This window comes from Sphaerisporangium sp. NPDC051011 (assembly GCF_040653595.1).
Taxonomy (GTDB): Bacteria; Actinomycetota; Actinomycetes; order Streptosporangiales; family Streptosporangiaceae; genus Sphaerisporangium.
The window spans coordinates 432,656-447,789 of the sequence record NZ_JBFAGG010000003.1 but is presented as its reverse complement, the minus strand read 5'-3'; the positions used below and the strand labels follow the sequence as shown (position 1 = coordinate 447,789).

General features: G+C 68.9%; 15 protein-coding genes. 6 read left to right on the top strand and 9 right to left on the bottom strand.

The window, feature by feature from the left end:
• The first annotated feature begins 39 nt into the window (after window positions 1-39).
• Complete coding sequence (locus tag AB0H21_RS09265; RefSeq protein ID WP_358513781.1) at window positions 40-2,481, top strand: transglycosylase domain-containing protein; 2,442 nt, start codon at window positions 40-42, stop codon at window positions 2,479-2,481.
• Window positions 2,482-2,529: 48 nt separating this feature from the next.
• Here AB0H21_RS09265 and AB0H21_RS09260 read toward each other — a convergent pair whose 3' ends face one another.
• Window positions 2,530-3,594 (bottom strand): hypothetical protein, encoded by a 1,065-nt coding sequence (locus tag AB0H21_RS09260; RefSeq protein ID WP_358513779.1) that lies wholly within the window; start codon window positions 3,592-3,594, stop codon window positions 2,530-2,532.
• A 279-nt stretch (window positions 3,595-3,873) separates the two neighbouring features.
• Between AB0H21_RS09260 and AB0H21_RS09255 the strand changes: the two genes are divergently transcribed.
• A complete protein-coding gene (locus AB0H21_RS09255; RefSeq protein ID WP_358513778.1) occupies window positions 3,874-4,326 on the top strand; it encodes a transposase in 453 nt (150 codons plus the stop codon).
• 808 nt (window positions 4,327-5,134) lie between these two features.
• Here AB0H21_RS09255 and AB0H21_RS09250 read toward each other — a convergent pair.
• On the bottom strand, window positions 5,135-5,365 hold the full coding sequence (locus tag AB0H21_RS09250; RefSeq protein WP_358513776.1) for a hypothetical protein: 231 nt from the start codon (window positions 5,363-5,365) through the stop codon (window positions 5,135-5,137).
• Window positions 5,366-5,931: 566 nt separating this feature from the next.
• Here AB0H21_RS09250 and AB0H21_RS09245 point away from each other — a divergent pair.
• A complete protein-coding gene (locus AB0H21_RS09245; RefSeq protein ID WP_358513774.1) occupies window positions 5,932-6,462 on the top strand; it encodes a hypothetical protein in 531 nt (176 codons plus the stop codon).
• 310 nt (window positions 6,463-6,772) lie between these two features.
• Here the strand turns inward: AB0H21_RS09245 and AB0H21_RS09240 are convergent, their stop codons facing one another.
• Together AB0H21_RS09240 and AB0H21_RS09235 are read right to left on the bottom strand one after the other, a co-directional pair.
• Window positions 6,773-7,873, bottom strand: a complete 1,101-nt coding sequence (locus AB0H21_RS09240) for a hypothetical protein (RefSeq protein ID WP_358513772.1) — start codon at window positions 7,871-7,873, stop codon at window positions 6,773-6,775.
• Window positions 7,873-9,984, bottom strand: coding sequence for a PQQ-dependent sugar dehydrogenase (locus AB0H21_RS09235; protein ID WP_358513770.1), 2,112 nt, complete (start codon window positions 9,982-9,984; stop codon window positions 7,873-7,875). Before AB0H21_RS09235 ends, AB0H21_RS09240 begins: the two co-directional genes overlap by 1 nt.
• Before the next feature lie 178 nt (window positions 9,985-10,162).
• Between AB0H21_RS09235 and AB0H21_RS09230 the strand changes: the two genes are divergently transcribed.
• A complete protein-coding gene (locus AB0H21_RS09230; RefSeq protein WP_358514250.1) occupies window positions 10,163-10,306 on the top strand; it encodes a hypothetical protein in 144 nt (47 codons plus the stop codon).
• On the opposite strand, the gene AB0H21_RS09225 is transcribed toward AB0H21_RS09230, so the two are convergent.
• Together AB0H21_RS09225 and AB0H21_RS09220 are read right to left on the bottom strand one after the other, a co-directional pair.
• The gene (locus tag AB0H21_RS09225) at window positions 10,239-10,610 is read right to left on the bottom strand and encodes a hypothetical protein (protein WP_358514230.1); all 372 of its coding nucleotides are present in this window, start codon (window positions 10,608-10,610) and stop codon (window positions 10,239-10,241) included. The genes AB0H21_RS09230 and AB0H21_RS09225 overlap by 68 nt on opposite strands.
• Window positions 10,611-10,657: 47 nt before the next feature.
• Window positions 10,658-11,383 (bottom strand): alpha/beta hydrolase, encoded by a 726-nt coding sequence (locus AB0H21_RS09220; protein ID WP_358513768.1) that lies wholly within the window; start codon window positions 11,381-11,383, stop codon window positions 10,658-10,660.
• Window positions 11,384-11,606: 223 nt separating this feature from the next.
• On the opposite strand from AB0H21_RS09220, the gene AB0H21_RS09215 reads away from it, so the two are divergent.
• Window positions 11,607-12,521, top strand: coding sequence for a helix-turn-helix transcriptional regulator (locus tag AB0H21_RS09215; RefSeq protein WP_358513766.1), 915 nt, complete (start codon window positions 11,607-11,609; stop codon window positions 12,519-12,521).
• A 19-nt stretch (window positions 12,522-12,540) separates the two neighbouring features.
• On the opposite strand, the gene AB0H21_RS09210 is transcribed toward AB0H21_RS09215, so the two are convergent.
• The gene (locus AB0H21_RS09210; RefSeq protein WP_358513764.1) at window positions 12,541-13,299 is read right to left on the bottom strand and encodes an SDR family oxidoreductase; all 759 of its coding nucleotides are present in this window, start codon (window positions 13,297-13,299) and stop codon (window positions 12,541-12,543) included.
• Window positions 13,300-13,691: 392 nt separating this feature from the next.
• Between AB0H21_RS09210 and AB0H21_RS09205 the strand changes: the two genes are divergently transcribed.
• Window positions 13,692-14,450, top strand: a complete 759-nt coding sequence (locus AB0H21_RS09205; protein ID WP_358513762.1) for an NUDIX domain-containing protein — start codon at window positions 13,692-13,694, stop codon at window positions 14,448-14,450.
• 75 nt (window positions 14,451-14,525) lie between these two features.
• On the opposite strand, the gene AB0H21_RS09200 is transcribed toward AB0H21_RS09205, so the two are convergent.
• Together AB0H21_RS09200 and AB0H21_RS09195 are read right to left on the bottom strand one after the other, a co-directional pair.
• On the bottom strand, window positions 14,526-14,705 hold the full coding sequence (locus AB0H21_RS09200) for a hypothetical protein (protein ID WP_358513760.1): 180 nt from the start codon (window positions 14,703-14,705) through the stop codon (window positions 14,526-14,528).
• Between the two features lie 138 nt (window positions 14,706-14,843).
• Window positions 14,844-15,134, bottom strand: coding sequence for a hypothetical protein (locus AB0H21_RS09195; protein WP_358513758.1), 291 nt, complete (start codon window positions 15,132-15,134; stop codon window positions 14,844-14,846).

Genomic DNA, 15,134 nt, shown 5'->3' with positions numbered 1-15,134 from the left:
GGGCGTTTACGGGCGTTCCCTCGGTCGTACTTCTATCCCGTGAGCTCGGGATCCGACGGCAGCCGCGCACGTGACGGCGAGCCCGTACGGCACCGCCGGCGCGAGTCGGCGGTGCCCGTCGCCGTCGCCACGCTGGGCCTCGCGGGCGTGGTCGGCGGGCTGCTCGTCGCCGCGATCGCGCTCCCCGCCGTCGGCGGCGCGGGCATCCTCACGCGGGACACCGCGCACGACTTCTTCGAGGTCCCGGCGATACTGCGCGAGATCCCGCTGCCCGAGCGCACCCGCCTGCTGGACAAGGACGGCAAGCAGTTCGCCCAGTTCTACGTGCAGAACCGGCAGTCGGTGGACCTCGGCAGGATCGCGCCGATGATGCTCAAGGCGATCATCGCCATCGAGGACGCGCGGTTCTACGAGCACGCCGGCCTGGACATGAAGGGCACGATCCGCGCGCTGATCGCCAACGCCCGCGCGGGCAGCATCCGCCAGGGCGGGTCGTCGCTGACCCAGCAGCTCGTCAAGAACATCCTGCTGCAGAACGCCCGCTCGGAGGGCGAGCGCGACCTCGCCCGCGCGCCGAGCATCCGCAGGAAGCTCCAGGAGCTGCGGTACGCCATGGGGCTGGAGCGCAAGTACACCAAGGACCAGATCCTGCTGCGCTACCTCAACATCGCCTACTTCGGCGGCGGCGCGTTCGGCGTGGAGGCCGCGGCGCAGCGGTTCTTCGGCACCTCGGCGTCGGCGCTGACGCTCGCGCAGGCCGCGACCCTGGCGGGGGCCGTGCGCACGCCGTACCGCACCGACCCCACGCTCGGGCCCGAGCACCAGGAGGCGCTGCTGGAGCGGCGCGGGCTCGTCCTGGACCGGATGACCCAGCTCGGGATGGTGCCGCGCGCCCAGGCCGAGGCCGCCAAGGCGGAGGCCCTCGCGCTCAACATGCGGCCCGAGCCCGGCGGGTGCTCCGAGAGCGACTACCCGTACTTCTGCCTGTACGTGCAGCGGGACGTCATCGCCAACCCGGCCTTCGGCCAGACCCGCGCCGAGCGCGAGCGGCGGCTGTACCGCGACGGGCTGGTCATCAAGACGACGCTGGACCGCACGGCGCAGCGGGCCGCCGAACGCGCCATCGCCGCCCATGTGTACCCCAAGGACCACGAGGTCGCCGCCGAGGCCATGGTGGAGCCCGGGACCGGCCGGATCCGCGCGCTGGCCGCGAGCAAGAAGTACGGCGTCAACCCCGGCGACCGGGACGACGGCCCCAAGACGACCTTCAACCTGCCCGCCGACACCGCGCACGGCGGCGGCCAGGGGTTCCAGGCCGGGTCGACGTTCAAGGTGTTCACGCTGGCCACCGCGCTGGCCAAGGGCTGGCGGTTCGACCAGGGCTTCGACACGCCCGGCAGCTTCGTCCCGTCCTCGGGGTACCGGGACTGCTCGGGCAAGCGGGTGAACGCGCCGGGGACCGTCATCCACAACGCCGGCGGCGAGGGCCGCGGCGGCCCGCACAGCCTCGCCACCGGCACCTGGCAGTCGGTCAACATCTTCTACATGATGCTGGAACGCGAGGTCGGCCTCTGTGACGTGGTGCGCACCGCGCGGTCGCTCGGCATCGTCCGCGCGGACGGCAAGCCGCTCAAGGAGGTGCCCACCTTCACCCTCGGGGTGAACGAGATGGACCCGGTGACGGTCGCGAACGCGTTCGCCACCTTCGGCGCGCGCGGGCGCTACTGCCGGCCGATGGCGATCCTGGAGATCACCGAGCGGCGCGGCCGGCGTACGTCCGTCGCGCCGAGCTGCTCGCCCGCCCTCGAGGAGGAGGTCGCCGACGCGGTCAACCACATCCTGTCCGGCGTCTTCACCCGGGGCACGATGAAGGGCCAGAGCATCGGCCGGCCGGCGGCGGGCAAGACGGGGACGAACAACGGGTACACCTCGGCCTGGTTCGCCGGGTACACCCCCGACCTCGCCGCCGCCGTCAGCCTCGGCGACATCCGCGGCGCCTACAAGCATCCGCTGAGCGGCGTGGAGATCGGCGGCCGCTCCTACGGCGGCATCCAGGGGGCGACGCTCCCCGGCCCGATCTGGGTGCGGTCCATGGACGAGGCCCTGCGCGACGTCCCCGCCACCTCGTTCACGCCGCCGAACACCAGCCGCTTCGGCGGCGGCACCACCCCCGGCCTGAAACCCGAGGACATGGCCGCCGCCGACCCGCGCAAACGCCGCGAAGACGGCCGCGATGACGGCCGCGGCGAGTTCTTCGACGACGGCGCCCCGTACCCCGAGGACGGCGAAGGCCGCCGCGGCCGCGGCCCCCGCCCCCGCTGGCACCACACCCACGACACCCCCCGCTGGTACCGCTGGGACCCGTACGACGACCGCGCCCCGTACCACCCCGGCTACGGTCGCGAGCCGTACTACGACCACGCTCCGCGCCGCCGCCCGTGGTACCAGGACTACCTGGACGAAGAGCCCCGCCACCACTGACCGGCGGGCTCGGAGGCCGCCGCGCCGCCCTCGCCGGCGGCGCTCCGGTCAGAGCGACCAGAGCTTCCGCCGTGCCTCGGCGGCGTCCTCGTAGCCCAGGAGCCGCGCGAAGACCGGCAGCAGCGTCTCGTGGTCCTGGGCCTTGGCGGCCTGGGCGGCCTCGAAGACCGCGTTCCTGTCCACCAGCCACGTGCCGGGCGCGGGAGTCGGGACGGCCTGGACGAGGAGGTCGCGCATCGCGGGGGTCGGGGTCGCGGTGTACCGCGTCAGCAGGTACCCGGCGCGGACGTCCGGGAGGAGCAGCACCCGAGGCGGGCCGCCGGCCTGGACCGCCACGTAGTCCCTCGGGCCGATGATGTGGCACCGGGCGTTGCGGTAGACGATCGCGGCCTGCGCGGTGGGCAGGTGGTTCAGGGACAGCGACAGGACCTGAAGGGAGCCGTTGTCCTCACCGAGAGTGGCGTGGGCGAGCAGGATGACGGCGGTGAGCTCGCCGGGGACGCTCAGGTCGGCGCCGCCCTTCACGGCCTGTGCCAGGTACTCGGCGACGTGCTCCGAGACGGTCACCGGGCTGGTGCCGGCGTCCGCGTGCGACAGGTAGGAGATGCGGGCGGTCCTGCTCCACATCGCGAGCGCGGCGCAGGTCTGCACCCGTGTCGTCCAGGCTGTGCCGCCTTTCAGGTGATAGTAGGCCTGGTTCTTGGGGAAATCGCTCTTGTCCTGCGCGTCCTGCTCGATGGAGACGCCGAGCCCGTTCGGAGGCTGTGGAACGGTACCGGCGGCGTCGGTCACGTCCACCCGGCGGGCCATGGTCCCGAGGTTCCACGTCAGGGCGTCCAGGGACGAGACCCGTTCGATGGTGCCGGAGAACGCGACCTGGGTGTTGTCGGGGTAGACCCCGCGCAGGTCGCTCCGCAGCGGGATCCTCACGGCGGCGCCCTGGGGGATGGCGCTGTCGCCGTCGACGGTTCCGCGCAGCGTCTTCCGGATCCTGCCGACCGCCAGGCCGTTGAGGGTGTAGTCGACCAGGGTGCCCACCGCGTGCACGGCCTGGACCGGCGGGATGCTGTAGGTCTGCTCGGTCACCAGGTCGCGGACCACGGTGGGGGTCATGAAGATTCTTCCAGCGGGCACGAGAACTCCGATCTCGGTACGCGCCAGGACGATCACGGAAAGGCCATGGAAAGGCACGCGGGATTTCGCGTGCCCGCGTTCCGTCCGGCCGTCGCCGTGAACCGCCTGGACGGCTGTTCAGCGAAAATCCCCGAGAAGCGGCCGGGTTCAACCTACCATCCCGGCCGACGATTCAGAACGGCCGGAAATCCTTACTATTATGGATGAATGTGTTGACTTATACGTATCCGCGACGAGGCCAAGTCCACTCTGCTCAGCATGTACCTGGCCTGCCCGGTCCGGTTCGTGTTCGCCGACGCGGGGTTCGCCGGTGCCCTGGTGGAGTGGAGCCGGCGGATCGTGCGCACGGTGCTGCACATTGTGCGCAAGGCGCCCCGCCAGGTGGGGTTCGCCGTCATCCCGCGCCGCTGGGTGGTGGAACGCTCACTGGCTTGGCTGATGGCCCATCGCCGCCTTGCCCATGACTACGAGCGGCATCCGGCCGCGGCCGAGGCCATGATCCACTGGACCGCGATCAGCGGCATGGCCCGCCGGATCACCCGTGGCGCCACTGCCGCCCGCCAGCAGGCGACAAGTCAAATTGATCTTCTCAAACACTCACCGACAGACTGTTTCCCTATTCCGGACTTCAATCTGCGGCCCCGCGGCCAGCCCGTAAACCGCTCACTCGAATTGCATACCATCCCCTATGGATATCCACCAAAGCTGTGACTACCATCAAGAAGTAAACATCGGCACCGAAGGAGATGGTTAATGGGCCGTATCAAGAATTTCGGCGTTTCGGCGGCCGCGGTGGCCGCGATCGCCGCCGCGACAACTCTAATGTCACCGACCGCTCCCGCCCAGGCAGCGACCTGCAGCACTAGCGCGCAGATTGGCACTAGCGGCGGCACCGGCTGGGCGATGTGCAGCGGTACCGGAGTGACTCAGACACGGGTCCTGCTCTTCTGCCAGAATAGTAGCGGTAGCTACACCACGGTTTACGGCCCTTGGGTTGCTAATTCCGTTAAATCAAATGCCCAATGCAGCAGCAACTCATGGCCGATATCGGTCGGATATCAAACAATCTGAGCCGACCACAAGCTCATACGGTCGCGGCAGAGCGTACAGGAACAGCTCGAAGAACCAGCCAGGCGACTGAATGAAAGCACGGCCAAAAGACTCTTCGTCATCACCCGCCTGTGATGCAGCGGACCACGGCATCACAGGCGGGTGATGACACTACTGCCCGACGTCGAGCAGGGCGGCAGCTACCGCGAGGAGCAGCATGGTGCCGGCCACCGGTGCTCGCGGCCGGCAGCAGCGGTTCGATCAACGCCCACTGGGCGTCGGTCAGGTCAGAGGGATAGCGGCGCTCACGTAGCACCTCGTCATGATCGTCCTTCACCATCCCAGCGCGACGGCGAGGTGCTCGGACCGTTATCCACCCTTCTCAAACACTCACTTCAGAGGTAAGGGCCGCGCTGCCCGAACAGATTGACCGGTGGAAGCAGGGGTTTGCGCGCGAGAGCTCCCCGTCTCACCGGATTAGGGCCTGGCGGCCGGTCGCGGGCGTGCCGGGGCTCGCCGGCTGGGGCCGCGGGAGGACGAACCCCACCCTGGGCTTCGCCGGAATGGCCCAGCTCGGCGTCGCGACGCTCGGACGGGTCAGCGTGAACGTCCCTGTCTTGCCGGGGCCGATCCGGTTCCGGCCGGGCAAGGTGTTGTTCATGGGAAGATCGACGATCATTGCGGCCTGCGTCAGCGACACGGAGATCCACCTGGCGGTGTTGTTGCGGACGTGGAACTTCAAGGTCCCGCCGGACGCCGTTGCCCGGAGCGTCCGGGGCAGGAGCTTTCTCCCGCAGCCACGGTGCCAACTACGGAGAAGGCGGTCCCGCGCACGCTGATCGACACCAGTGACAGTGATCGCCCAGAACCCTCCGGGTGAAGTCGCCTACGCCCGGCATGCACGGAAAAGACGGCCGAACATTCGTTCCCGATGAATGACGCGCGTGCCCCTGCTCCCGGTTTACTTTCGCGCCCCTCGAACCGGCCACGAATTGATGGCCGGGGCCGGGCCGCGCGACCGTAAGGTGCTCGGCGGCCGGCATTCGCCCGTGGAGCCGGCGCGCTGACCGTATCGCCACAGGTGACCGACCAAAAAGCAACCCCTACGCGCGGGCGTCGCATGGCCCCAGAGGAATGCGCGTTGGGTCCGGGACTGCCGTTCTCGCGTGCCGCGCGCGCTGTCATCATTCAGGCGATCGCGATCAGTCAGGTTCCCAGGCCCGGAAACCTGATCTCTCTGCTGCCCGATTCCACGAGGAGTGGCACATGAGACTGCCGACCGCATTCGCCCTCGGGATGGCCGCCTTCCTGGCCGTCTCGGCGACCGCGGCGACCGCCGCCCAAGCGTCTCCGGCGCGTCTGCTAGGCGTGAGCCAGACCGTCTGCCAGAGCGCCACGACGCCCACCGGCTGGGTGCAGACCGCGTACTTCGACTGGTACACCTGCGGTACGCCGGGCTCCGTCTTTTACAACGCCAAGACCATCCAGGACGTCACCGACACGCCCTCGGGCGGCACCGTGACCGCCTGCATCACCCCGCCCCCGGCCGGCTTCTACGCCACGGCCTTCTCCTACTCGTTCTCCTGCGAGATGACGAAGACGCCCAACCGCATCTTCAACGACCAGCACACGCTGACCAACCTCAACGGCCGCCCGTCCGGATCCACCGCGATCATCTGCGGCCTCCAGCCGTCCCCGCCGGGATGGACCACCACCGCCGTCGTCCAGGCGTACCAGTGCGTCTACCCACGCTCCGGCGGCCTCGGCGACAACGCCATCGCCATCCGCAAGCTCTGACAGCCCCTGATTCCCACCGCACCCTCGCAGCGCCCCGCCATCACGGTGCCCTGCATTGGCCGACCGAGCAGGTCGAGGAAGCGGCCGTGGACGGTGCACGTCTGATAGGTCGGGCTGATCGCCATTAGCCGACCTCCTGCCGTTCACGGCCGTCACCGGGAGCTGATCTCCCAGCGGGTCCGCGCGATGTTCTCGTTGCCCGTGCTCTTGCGAGGCCGTGACCGGCCGGCCGTCCACGCCGCGCCCGCGGAGGGGAGCAGACCCTCCGCGAGGCGCCGACGTGCGGACTTGTGGGCGTGCGCCCGAAGCGTCAGGGATGACTCCTCGTCGCCCAGCGGTACTGATGGAGCACTTCTTTGTCGGTCGCGACCCGGTCGAAGAACATCAGACTGTCAAGACGGCAGTCGCAGGCGTTCCCCTCGCGGGTGTTCTGGGGGTAGCTGCCGCCGATCTTGATGCCTCGGGGGTCCGTCGCCGAGGTGAAGTCCGGCTCCGGAGGGCCGGCGACGCCCCACGGGTCGTTCGGCAGCGTGTAGAACCCGTCGAGCGGCCGCCCGTTCTTGTAGAGCTTCATGGTGCCCTCGTCGTAGTCGAACGTCGCCGCGAGGAACACCCATTCGCCGAGCGGCAGCACGCTCTGCCACGCCTCGTTGGCGGCGAACGTCTGCGAGCTGCTCCCGTCCACGCGCCTGCCGAGTGCGACCACCCGCAGCTCTCCGGATACGTTGATCACTTCGAGCAGTGCCCGGACGTCGTGGCCCTGGGAGTCGCCGCTGAGGATGCCGGCCAGCCCGACCGCGCCGTACCGGTCGTTCGGGTCAGGGGAGTTTGAGTTGAATGTCGGGTTCTGGCCGGTCATCTTGAACCAGCCCATGATGGTGATCTGCCTTACGTGGTTGAAGGCGTGCAGCGTGGTCGTCCCGGTCGCCGAATAGGTGCCGGCCTTCCAGTCGTCGTTGCCGGCGACCGTGGGGTTGATCTGCTTGGTCTGCAGGGAGGACGTGCTGCCTGGATGGGCGCCGTCGCGTACGCGCATCTCGGCGCTGCCGTTGACCAGGTCGATGTCCGTGCCCGACGGACCCTGGTCCTTCTCCCGGGCGGCGTTCTCGGGATCCGGATGCTCGAAGTCGTAGTAGGCGACCAGGCTCCGCCTCAGGCCGGGGAACACCTCCCGCTGTGACGCCGTGGGCCCTCCACGGTCCGCCGCCGCGGCGGTGGAGGGCGCGGCGGCTCCCGCGGAGGCTTCCGAGGCCACCGTGAGCGACCCGCACAGCAGCACGGCCAGAAGCGCCGCCGGGAGCCCGCGCGATCGACGGCGCGGCGAAAGCGGCGGGACGTCGGCTGCCGCTGAGGCCACGGCGGGCGGGTCCGGCACGGCCTCCCGGCCGGCGTGGATGTGGCGATCTCTCATCAGCCCTCCCCTGCTGGGTCGACCATCGGGGTTCCCTTGACCTTGGGGTGGCGCAGCCGGCCGATGTTGTCGAACGAGCCGAAGCCCACGTGGCCGGAGCCGAACGTGGTGTCGACGGCCGTCATCAGCGGGGTCTTCGCGCCGTCGACGTACACGGCGATCTCCCCCGAGCCGGCGCAGTGCCGCACCCTGACCTGATGCCAGTTCATGTCGGTGACGGCGGGTGAGGCGCCTCGCGAACGCACGGCGTCCCACTGATCCTCGATCCGCCGCCGGTCAGCGTTGTTCACCACGAAGATGCCGTTGTGCGGATAAATCGTGTTATCGCTGGAGAGATGGGCGTAGTAGAACTCCGTATCACTCCGGTAGCCGAAGACGATGATCACATCACGGTTGGCGATCTCGACGGGGGTGTCGAGCCGGACCTCCGCGTCGACCCGGACGGAACCGAACACCGGCCCCGCTGAGAGCACCGCATACTCGAAGGGCCTGCGGGGACCGGGACGCGACTGCCCGGCCTCTGCCAAGATCACCTCTTTGCCGGAGAACTGCCACTTCGACGGGGTGACCGACGTCCAGTCCTGCGCCCGCGTCGCGTTGTTCACCTTCGTGTGACCGACATCGCAGCCGGCGAACCGCCGCGTGCCGGTGACCTTCCAGATCTTGCCGTTCGCCTTCGACAGGATGTAGATCTCGCCAGAGGCGTCCCGGCCGAAGTGCAGGTCGACGCGGCGGTCACCCGCCAAGTCCCGCAGGGTGACCCGCTGACCGGCCTTGTCGTAGATCATGAGCTGGTGGATCGTGGCCGGCTTCTCGCCGAGGCGCATCTCCCGCTCCTCGGTGGAGAAGACGCGCCCGTCGACGATGTCCCCGAAGAGGTACTTGCCGCGCAGCTCGGGCACCTTGTGGCCCCGGTAGACGTAGCCGCCCGACACCGCGCGGCCGACGTCGGAGGTGCAGTTCCAGGTCGGCGGCGGATTGTGGTCGTAGGCGGCCACCGGATAGGTGTACCCGTACGTCGCGTCGTCCGGGGGCAGCGGCTTGAGGCGGGCGCAGGGGGTCGCCGTCTTGTCGAACACGAACGTCCCTTCCCGGTCGCTCCAACCGAGGTTGGCGCCGACCCGCACGTCGTAGACCGACTCCACGGCGTGCTCGCCGATGTGCCCGAGGAACATCCGGTGGCGGCCGCCCGGGTCCCAGCTGAAGCGGTGCGGGTCGCGCATGCCGTAGGCGTAGATCTCCCCGAGCGCGCCCGGCCTGCCCACGAACGGGTTGCCGGCCGGAATCCCGTACCGGCCGTTGGCGCCGTCGCTTCCCCGCGGGTCGATGCGGAGGATCTTGCCCTGCGGGATGGCCAGATTCTGGGGATCGGTGTTCCCCACGCCCTGTCCACCGTCGCCGGCCGCGATATAGAGCAGACCGTAGTCCGCGTCGCCGCGCTTGGCGGTCGGGTTGAAGTCGATCTGCTGGATCCCATGGATCTGGCCTCCGAAACCGAGCCGGAGGATCTCCCGGCGGGTCCCCTGGAAGGTGCTCGCGGAGGGGTCGTCCACCGTCCACTCGGTCACGATGCCGTGGTAGCCGGTGTTCGGCTGGGGCGGTAGGTCCGGAACCTGCGTCGTGGACGCGGCCAGTTCGGTGTGGACGGTGTAGAACCTGCCGTTCCTCTTGAACTCGGGGTCGAAGGTCACGTAGCCGAACCCCTGGCCGAGGCCTCGACCGGAGAAGAACGCCGGGGCGAAGGTGGCGCCCACGTCGAGGTAGACGTGCGCCTCGCCGTTCTTGACCAGGTACATCTTGCCGTTGAGGTCGGGAACGAACATGCGCCCCGAGCCGTCGGGAACCTCGCCGAGGTGGTTGATGCGCGCCCAGCGCACCAGCCGCGGATCGGTCGGCGCCGGGGTGGGCTCCGACTTCGGAACCGAGGCGAACTCCTCCAGGACCAGCCCGAGGCCGGACGTGATCGGATCTTCGGGGATCGGATCGGTGACCGGTTCATCGGCTCCCGCGACGGCCGGGAGCGCCGGGAGCGCGGACGCCTGGGGTGCCACGAGAAGGGCCATGAGGAGGGAGACGATCGTCAGTGTGCACCATCTGGACTTTTTGAGCATTCGCCCGCCTAGAACAAGAGGGAGGGGTTCCGGTAAGCGCTTTCCCACGAAGGTACGAAAGCATTGACTACGCGTCAAGGATCTTTTCACCGGACCGAATCCGGCCCCGATTGCGTGATCCAGTTCACGATCGGGCGCTATGCCACATTTAGGCTGGTTGCTGGTTGAATGTTGCCTTGTGAGTGATCTGTCGGCAACGGAGCGAACTCGACATCGGCGGCTGCTGCCCCTCGCGCACTCGTGGCAGGCCCCGATCACCGACCCCCTGGCCGCCCGGCCCGTTCCCGGCCACATCCTGCGCCGCACCGGGATGCCCTTCTAGGTCTGCCCAGGGCTGCCCGGAATTCCCTCGCAGACCGCTGCGGTGGGCGATCCCGACCCGGGCGCCCCCTGACAGGCCACGGTACGGAGCTCGGATCCCCGCCGGTCAGCGGGGCAGCCGGGCCGGGGCGGGCAATGCGCCACGGGCGCCCAGCCAGCGGCGCGGAGCGACGCCCCGTACACGCCGTCCTGGGTGTAGGGACCGCCCGGACGTAGCCCAGGGCCTCGGCCGCCCGCCACGCCGCGCCGTACAGCATCGAGCAGGCGTTGCGGCTGCCGTCCGTCGCGGTGCGGGTGACCTCCACCGTCCAGCCGTCCTGCAGAATCCGACTCACCGGGCGGCCCCCGATGTTCAGCCGAACTTGAGCAGGAGTCCGGCGAGTTCGGCCGGCATGGTGATCATGCAGTCGTGGCCGGTCGCCAGTTCCCACACCTGTGCCGGGGTACCGTTGGGCTGTATCGCGGGGATGGGCCGACGGGCAATGCCTTCCGGCACGCCGACAGTGCAGTGGATGTGCGTCCGCGGGATCGTGTTCACGGCCGGGTTGTCCAGCCGGACCGACTGCTGGAGGCAGCGCACCGGCTGGTCCGACAGCATCGTGCGCAGCCAGGCGACGTCTGCCGGGTCGGTGACCCCGAACAGACCCGCGGGCGGCGGCATCTCCGGCAGCGGCGGAACCCGCCAGCCGCTGTCGGACTTCACGGCGCGGTCGATCAGGGCCTGCGTCATGGGTTGGACATCGGCCGCGCTCTCGCCGTCCTCCGGGACCATCGCGTCGAGGTAGACCAGATGCGCGATCCGATCCGGGACCTCGTTGGCGGCGGACGAGATGACCAGCCCGGCGTAGCTGTGTCCCACGAGTACCACCTCGGTGAGGTCTTCCTCGGTGATCAGCCCGACGATGTCGTCGACGTGCGTGTCAAGCCCGACCTCGGGGCCGAGCAGATGCGCCTTGTCGCCGTAGCCGGTCAGCGACGGCGCGACCACCCGATGTCCGGCCGACGCCAGCAACGGGACCACCCGCTCCCAGCACCGTCCACTATGCCAGGCACCGTGTACCAGCAGATATGTCGACATGGTTTCGCTCCTTGCTGTGCTTGTCCGCGCCCGGGGACGCGGAAGGACCTGGCGAGTTCGCCGGCGTCCTCCTGGCAGGTACCGGTGGGGCCGTCCGGGCCGGCGATGGCTCGGTGGGCCGCCGACCAGGCTGCCGTCCACGCTCCGACGGAGCCAGCGCCCCTGCGATCCTGGGGGTGACAGGACCAGGCACGCACGCGGTCGCGCGAACTACGGTGGAGAGATGAGCGACGAATCGAACCTGCTGGGCGATTACGTGCGCGCCCGCCGTGAGCTCGTCACTCCTGAACAGGCCGGTATCCCGGTTTCGGGGGTACGGCGCGTGCCGGGCCTGCGCCGGGAAGAGGTCGCGATGCTCGCCGGCATCAGCGCCGACTACTACCTGCGCCTGGAACAGGGCCGCGACCGCAACCCCTCCGTGCAGGTCCTCGAGTCCCTCGCCCGGGTGCTGCTGCTCGACGACGACGCGACGGCGTACCTGCTACGCCTTGGCGCCGGCAAACCGCGACGACACCGGCGCCGGCCTCGGAAGGAGACCGTCCCGCCGGGCGTCGCCAAGCTCGTCGCCATGCTCCCGCTGCCCGCGTACGTCGAGGGCCACTACTTCGACGTCCTCGCCGCGAACGCCTTGGCAACCGCTCTGTCACCGCGCCTCGTGGCGGGGGCCAACCGCCTGCGGGACGTGTTCCTCGACCCCGCCGAGCAGGCCCTCTACCCGGACTGGGAGAACGCCGCCGCGGGCATGGTCGCCGGATTTCGTGAGTCCGTCGGCACCGACACCGACGACCCCCGATTCGTCGAGCTCGTCGGCGAGCTCTCCCTCGCCAGCCCCCGTTTCAGCCGACTCTGGGCCCGCCACGACGTAGAGGCGTGCGAAGGCGCGCCCAAGCACATCGACCACCCCCAGGTCGGGGGCCTACGACTGAACCGGGAGAGGCTGGGCATCGGCGGCACGGCAGGCCAGATGCTCGTCGTCTACCACCCGGACCCCGGCACCGACAACGCCGACAAACTCGCCCTACTCGCCTCCGTCACCCAGGCCCCGGCCGCGCCCCAAGGCGCACCCGCCAACGAACCGGCCCAAACGGACACCGACCACGGCGAGCCCGTCCGCCGCCCGGCGACCGACAACCGGTAGCCACCTCGCCGACCGGACGCTAGAGGTTGAAGCCGCCGGAGACCTCGATGTCCTGCGCGGTGATCCAGCGGCATTCCTCGGCCAGCAGTGCCGCGATCATCATGCCGATGTCGTCGGGTTCGCCGAGTCGTCCGAGGGCGGTCTTGGCCGCCATCGCGGGGATCACTTCGGGAAAGCGTTCGAACGCGTTGTCGGCGATGCGGGTGCGGGTGGACCCGGGAGAGACGGAGTTGACGCGGATACCACGTACGCTGAATTCCTTGGCCATGTACCGGGTCAGCACGACCAGGCCGCCTTTCATGGTGCCATAGGCCGAGTAGCCGGGTTCCAGGCCGGAGGACCGGGCCGCGTTGCTCGCGGTGTTGACGATCGCGCCGCCGTCGGCCATCAACGGCAGCAGGGTCTGGGTCAGGAAATACGGCCCTTTGAGCAGCACCCGCATGAGCGCGTCGAACATTTCCTCGGTCGTGTCCTCGAACTTCGCCGACTGGCCGAATCCGGCATTGTTGACCAGGAAGTCGAACGTGTCCCGCTGCCAGATGTCGCGCAGCACCGCGGCGACGGACTCGCGGAAGGCCGGAAACGTCTCCGAGCGGCCGGCGTTCAGCGGCAGCGCGACGGCCGTGCCGCCGTCCTTCTCGATCATCGCGACCGTGTCCAGCGCTCCGGACTCGTTCCTCTGATAGGTCAGGATCACTCCCGTCCCGCGCCTGGCGATCTGGATGGCGGCACTCTGGCCGATACCGGAGCTGGCACCGGTGACAATGGCGACCTGCATGATTTGCCTGCCTGTTCGTTCGTGGAGCCGATCTGTGCTCCGTGGGATTTCAGTACTTCCATCAGACCACTCCGACGTGCGCGAACGGTAGAACGATGCTCTCCGGTCCTTACACGATTCTCTTACTGTCGATAGCTTTGATTAAATGGTTCGATCGGGGCCATGCCTCTTGACGAGCTACGCGCCCCGCTCGCCCGCCATGTCCGACCCGACCTGAGCACGCCCACCCAAGATGTCCTGATCTTCAGGACCGATCGGCCCTGGCCACCGGCGCCGACGACGTACGGCAAGGTGCCAGCCCTCGTCGCCCAAGGCTCCAAGAAGCGGCCACGACGCATGCATCCGGGTCCGGGCGGGCTGGTTGTGAATCTGGTCAGCCATACGATGGCTGTGTGACCGAGACCCCAGTTCCTGCGGGTGTTGACCTCTTCGACGTTCACCGGCTCCGCCTGTCAGAGGTGCAAGCGCCGCAACTATCGCCCGAGGACGAATTGGCCAGGGACTGTGTATGGAACGAAGCTGTCCGGGCGAACCCAAACTTGTTCGACGGCCCGGTCGTGGCGTGTGCGGGAGTGGAGTGGGAGGGACCGCACAGTCTCGTTCTCTACTGGGCGCGGGTGACCTACCGGCACTACGCTCTGCGCCGGGTTCCTGGCAACACCTCGTGGCTGCCGTCGTTGTTCGTGAGCGTCGTACAGCCGACGGACGACGGGCGTGTGCTCGTGGCGAGGATGTCGTCGTCAACTGCTGCTCCGGGGCGGTGGCAGCTTCCGGGTGGCTCCGTAGAGCCGCCCGGGGAACACCAGGTGCTCGATGAGGTTGCCGTGCGCCGCCATGCCGCGCGAGAACTGGCTGAGGAGACCGGTGTTGAACTGCCGCCCGAGGAGCTGAGCCTGTGGGCGGTCACCCGCGGCGAGCACCGGAGCGTCGGCCTGGTCTTTCTCGCCCCGCCTCGGCCGGAGGCGATGCTGTGTGAGCGTTTTGAGGAAGCAACGGTGGCCGAGCGTGCAATGGGGCACGAGCCCGAGCTGGACCGGATCGCCCTGGTGAGGTCCGCTGCTGAGCTCATGGACCTCCATGGTCCGCACGTGGGCTATCTGGCACCGGTCGTCTATCGGTATACGAAGGCACCGCTCCGGCACGATGCCTGAGTTGCGACGGTCACTCGATCGGCGGATCTTCTCAGGCGGTGCCGCCGGCGGCCAGGGTAGTGGTGGAAGCCGCTATCAGGTGCCAGCAAGGAAGTCACGGGCCCGCTCGTCCAGCTCGGCAGCGAACAGCACGCCGCGAGCGCGGAAGCGGGCGAACTCGCCGCGCATACGCCTGACGGCCCTCGGGACGATGTCCCGCGCGACCCGAGGATGCCGAGCAGTGTGCCGCCGGGACGCGCGTCCGCGCTGGGGCACACGGGCCCGTCGCCGGGAACCGTCACCGCCTGATCCCCCGGTCGTGCTCGGCGACCTTTCTGGAGAAGAGACGGAGACAGGAGATACGTCACCGGCGAGGAGGCTCGCCGGTGACAGCGGTGGTGCGGGGGCGCCTGTTCAGAGGCAGTCTCGCGAATACACGCGGTCGAGGCCTATCGGAGGGATCATCCCGGCCTTGCCGTACCACACGACGCCACCGTACTGACTCGCCACCGGCTTCTGTGATGGCGTGGCCCGGGCCGAGAGTTCGTTCATCATTCGCAGCATCTCGGCCGCGGTCGGGAGATCCTGGGTCTTCGGCGGGAACCACGGACCGCAGGCTCCGCCTCGCAACGTGGCGGCACTGAGCGACGGCAGCGCCGCCAACGCCATGGCCAGCAGCAGAGCCGACGAACGTGAGAAGTTCAC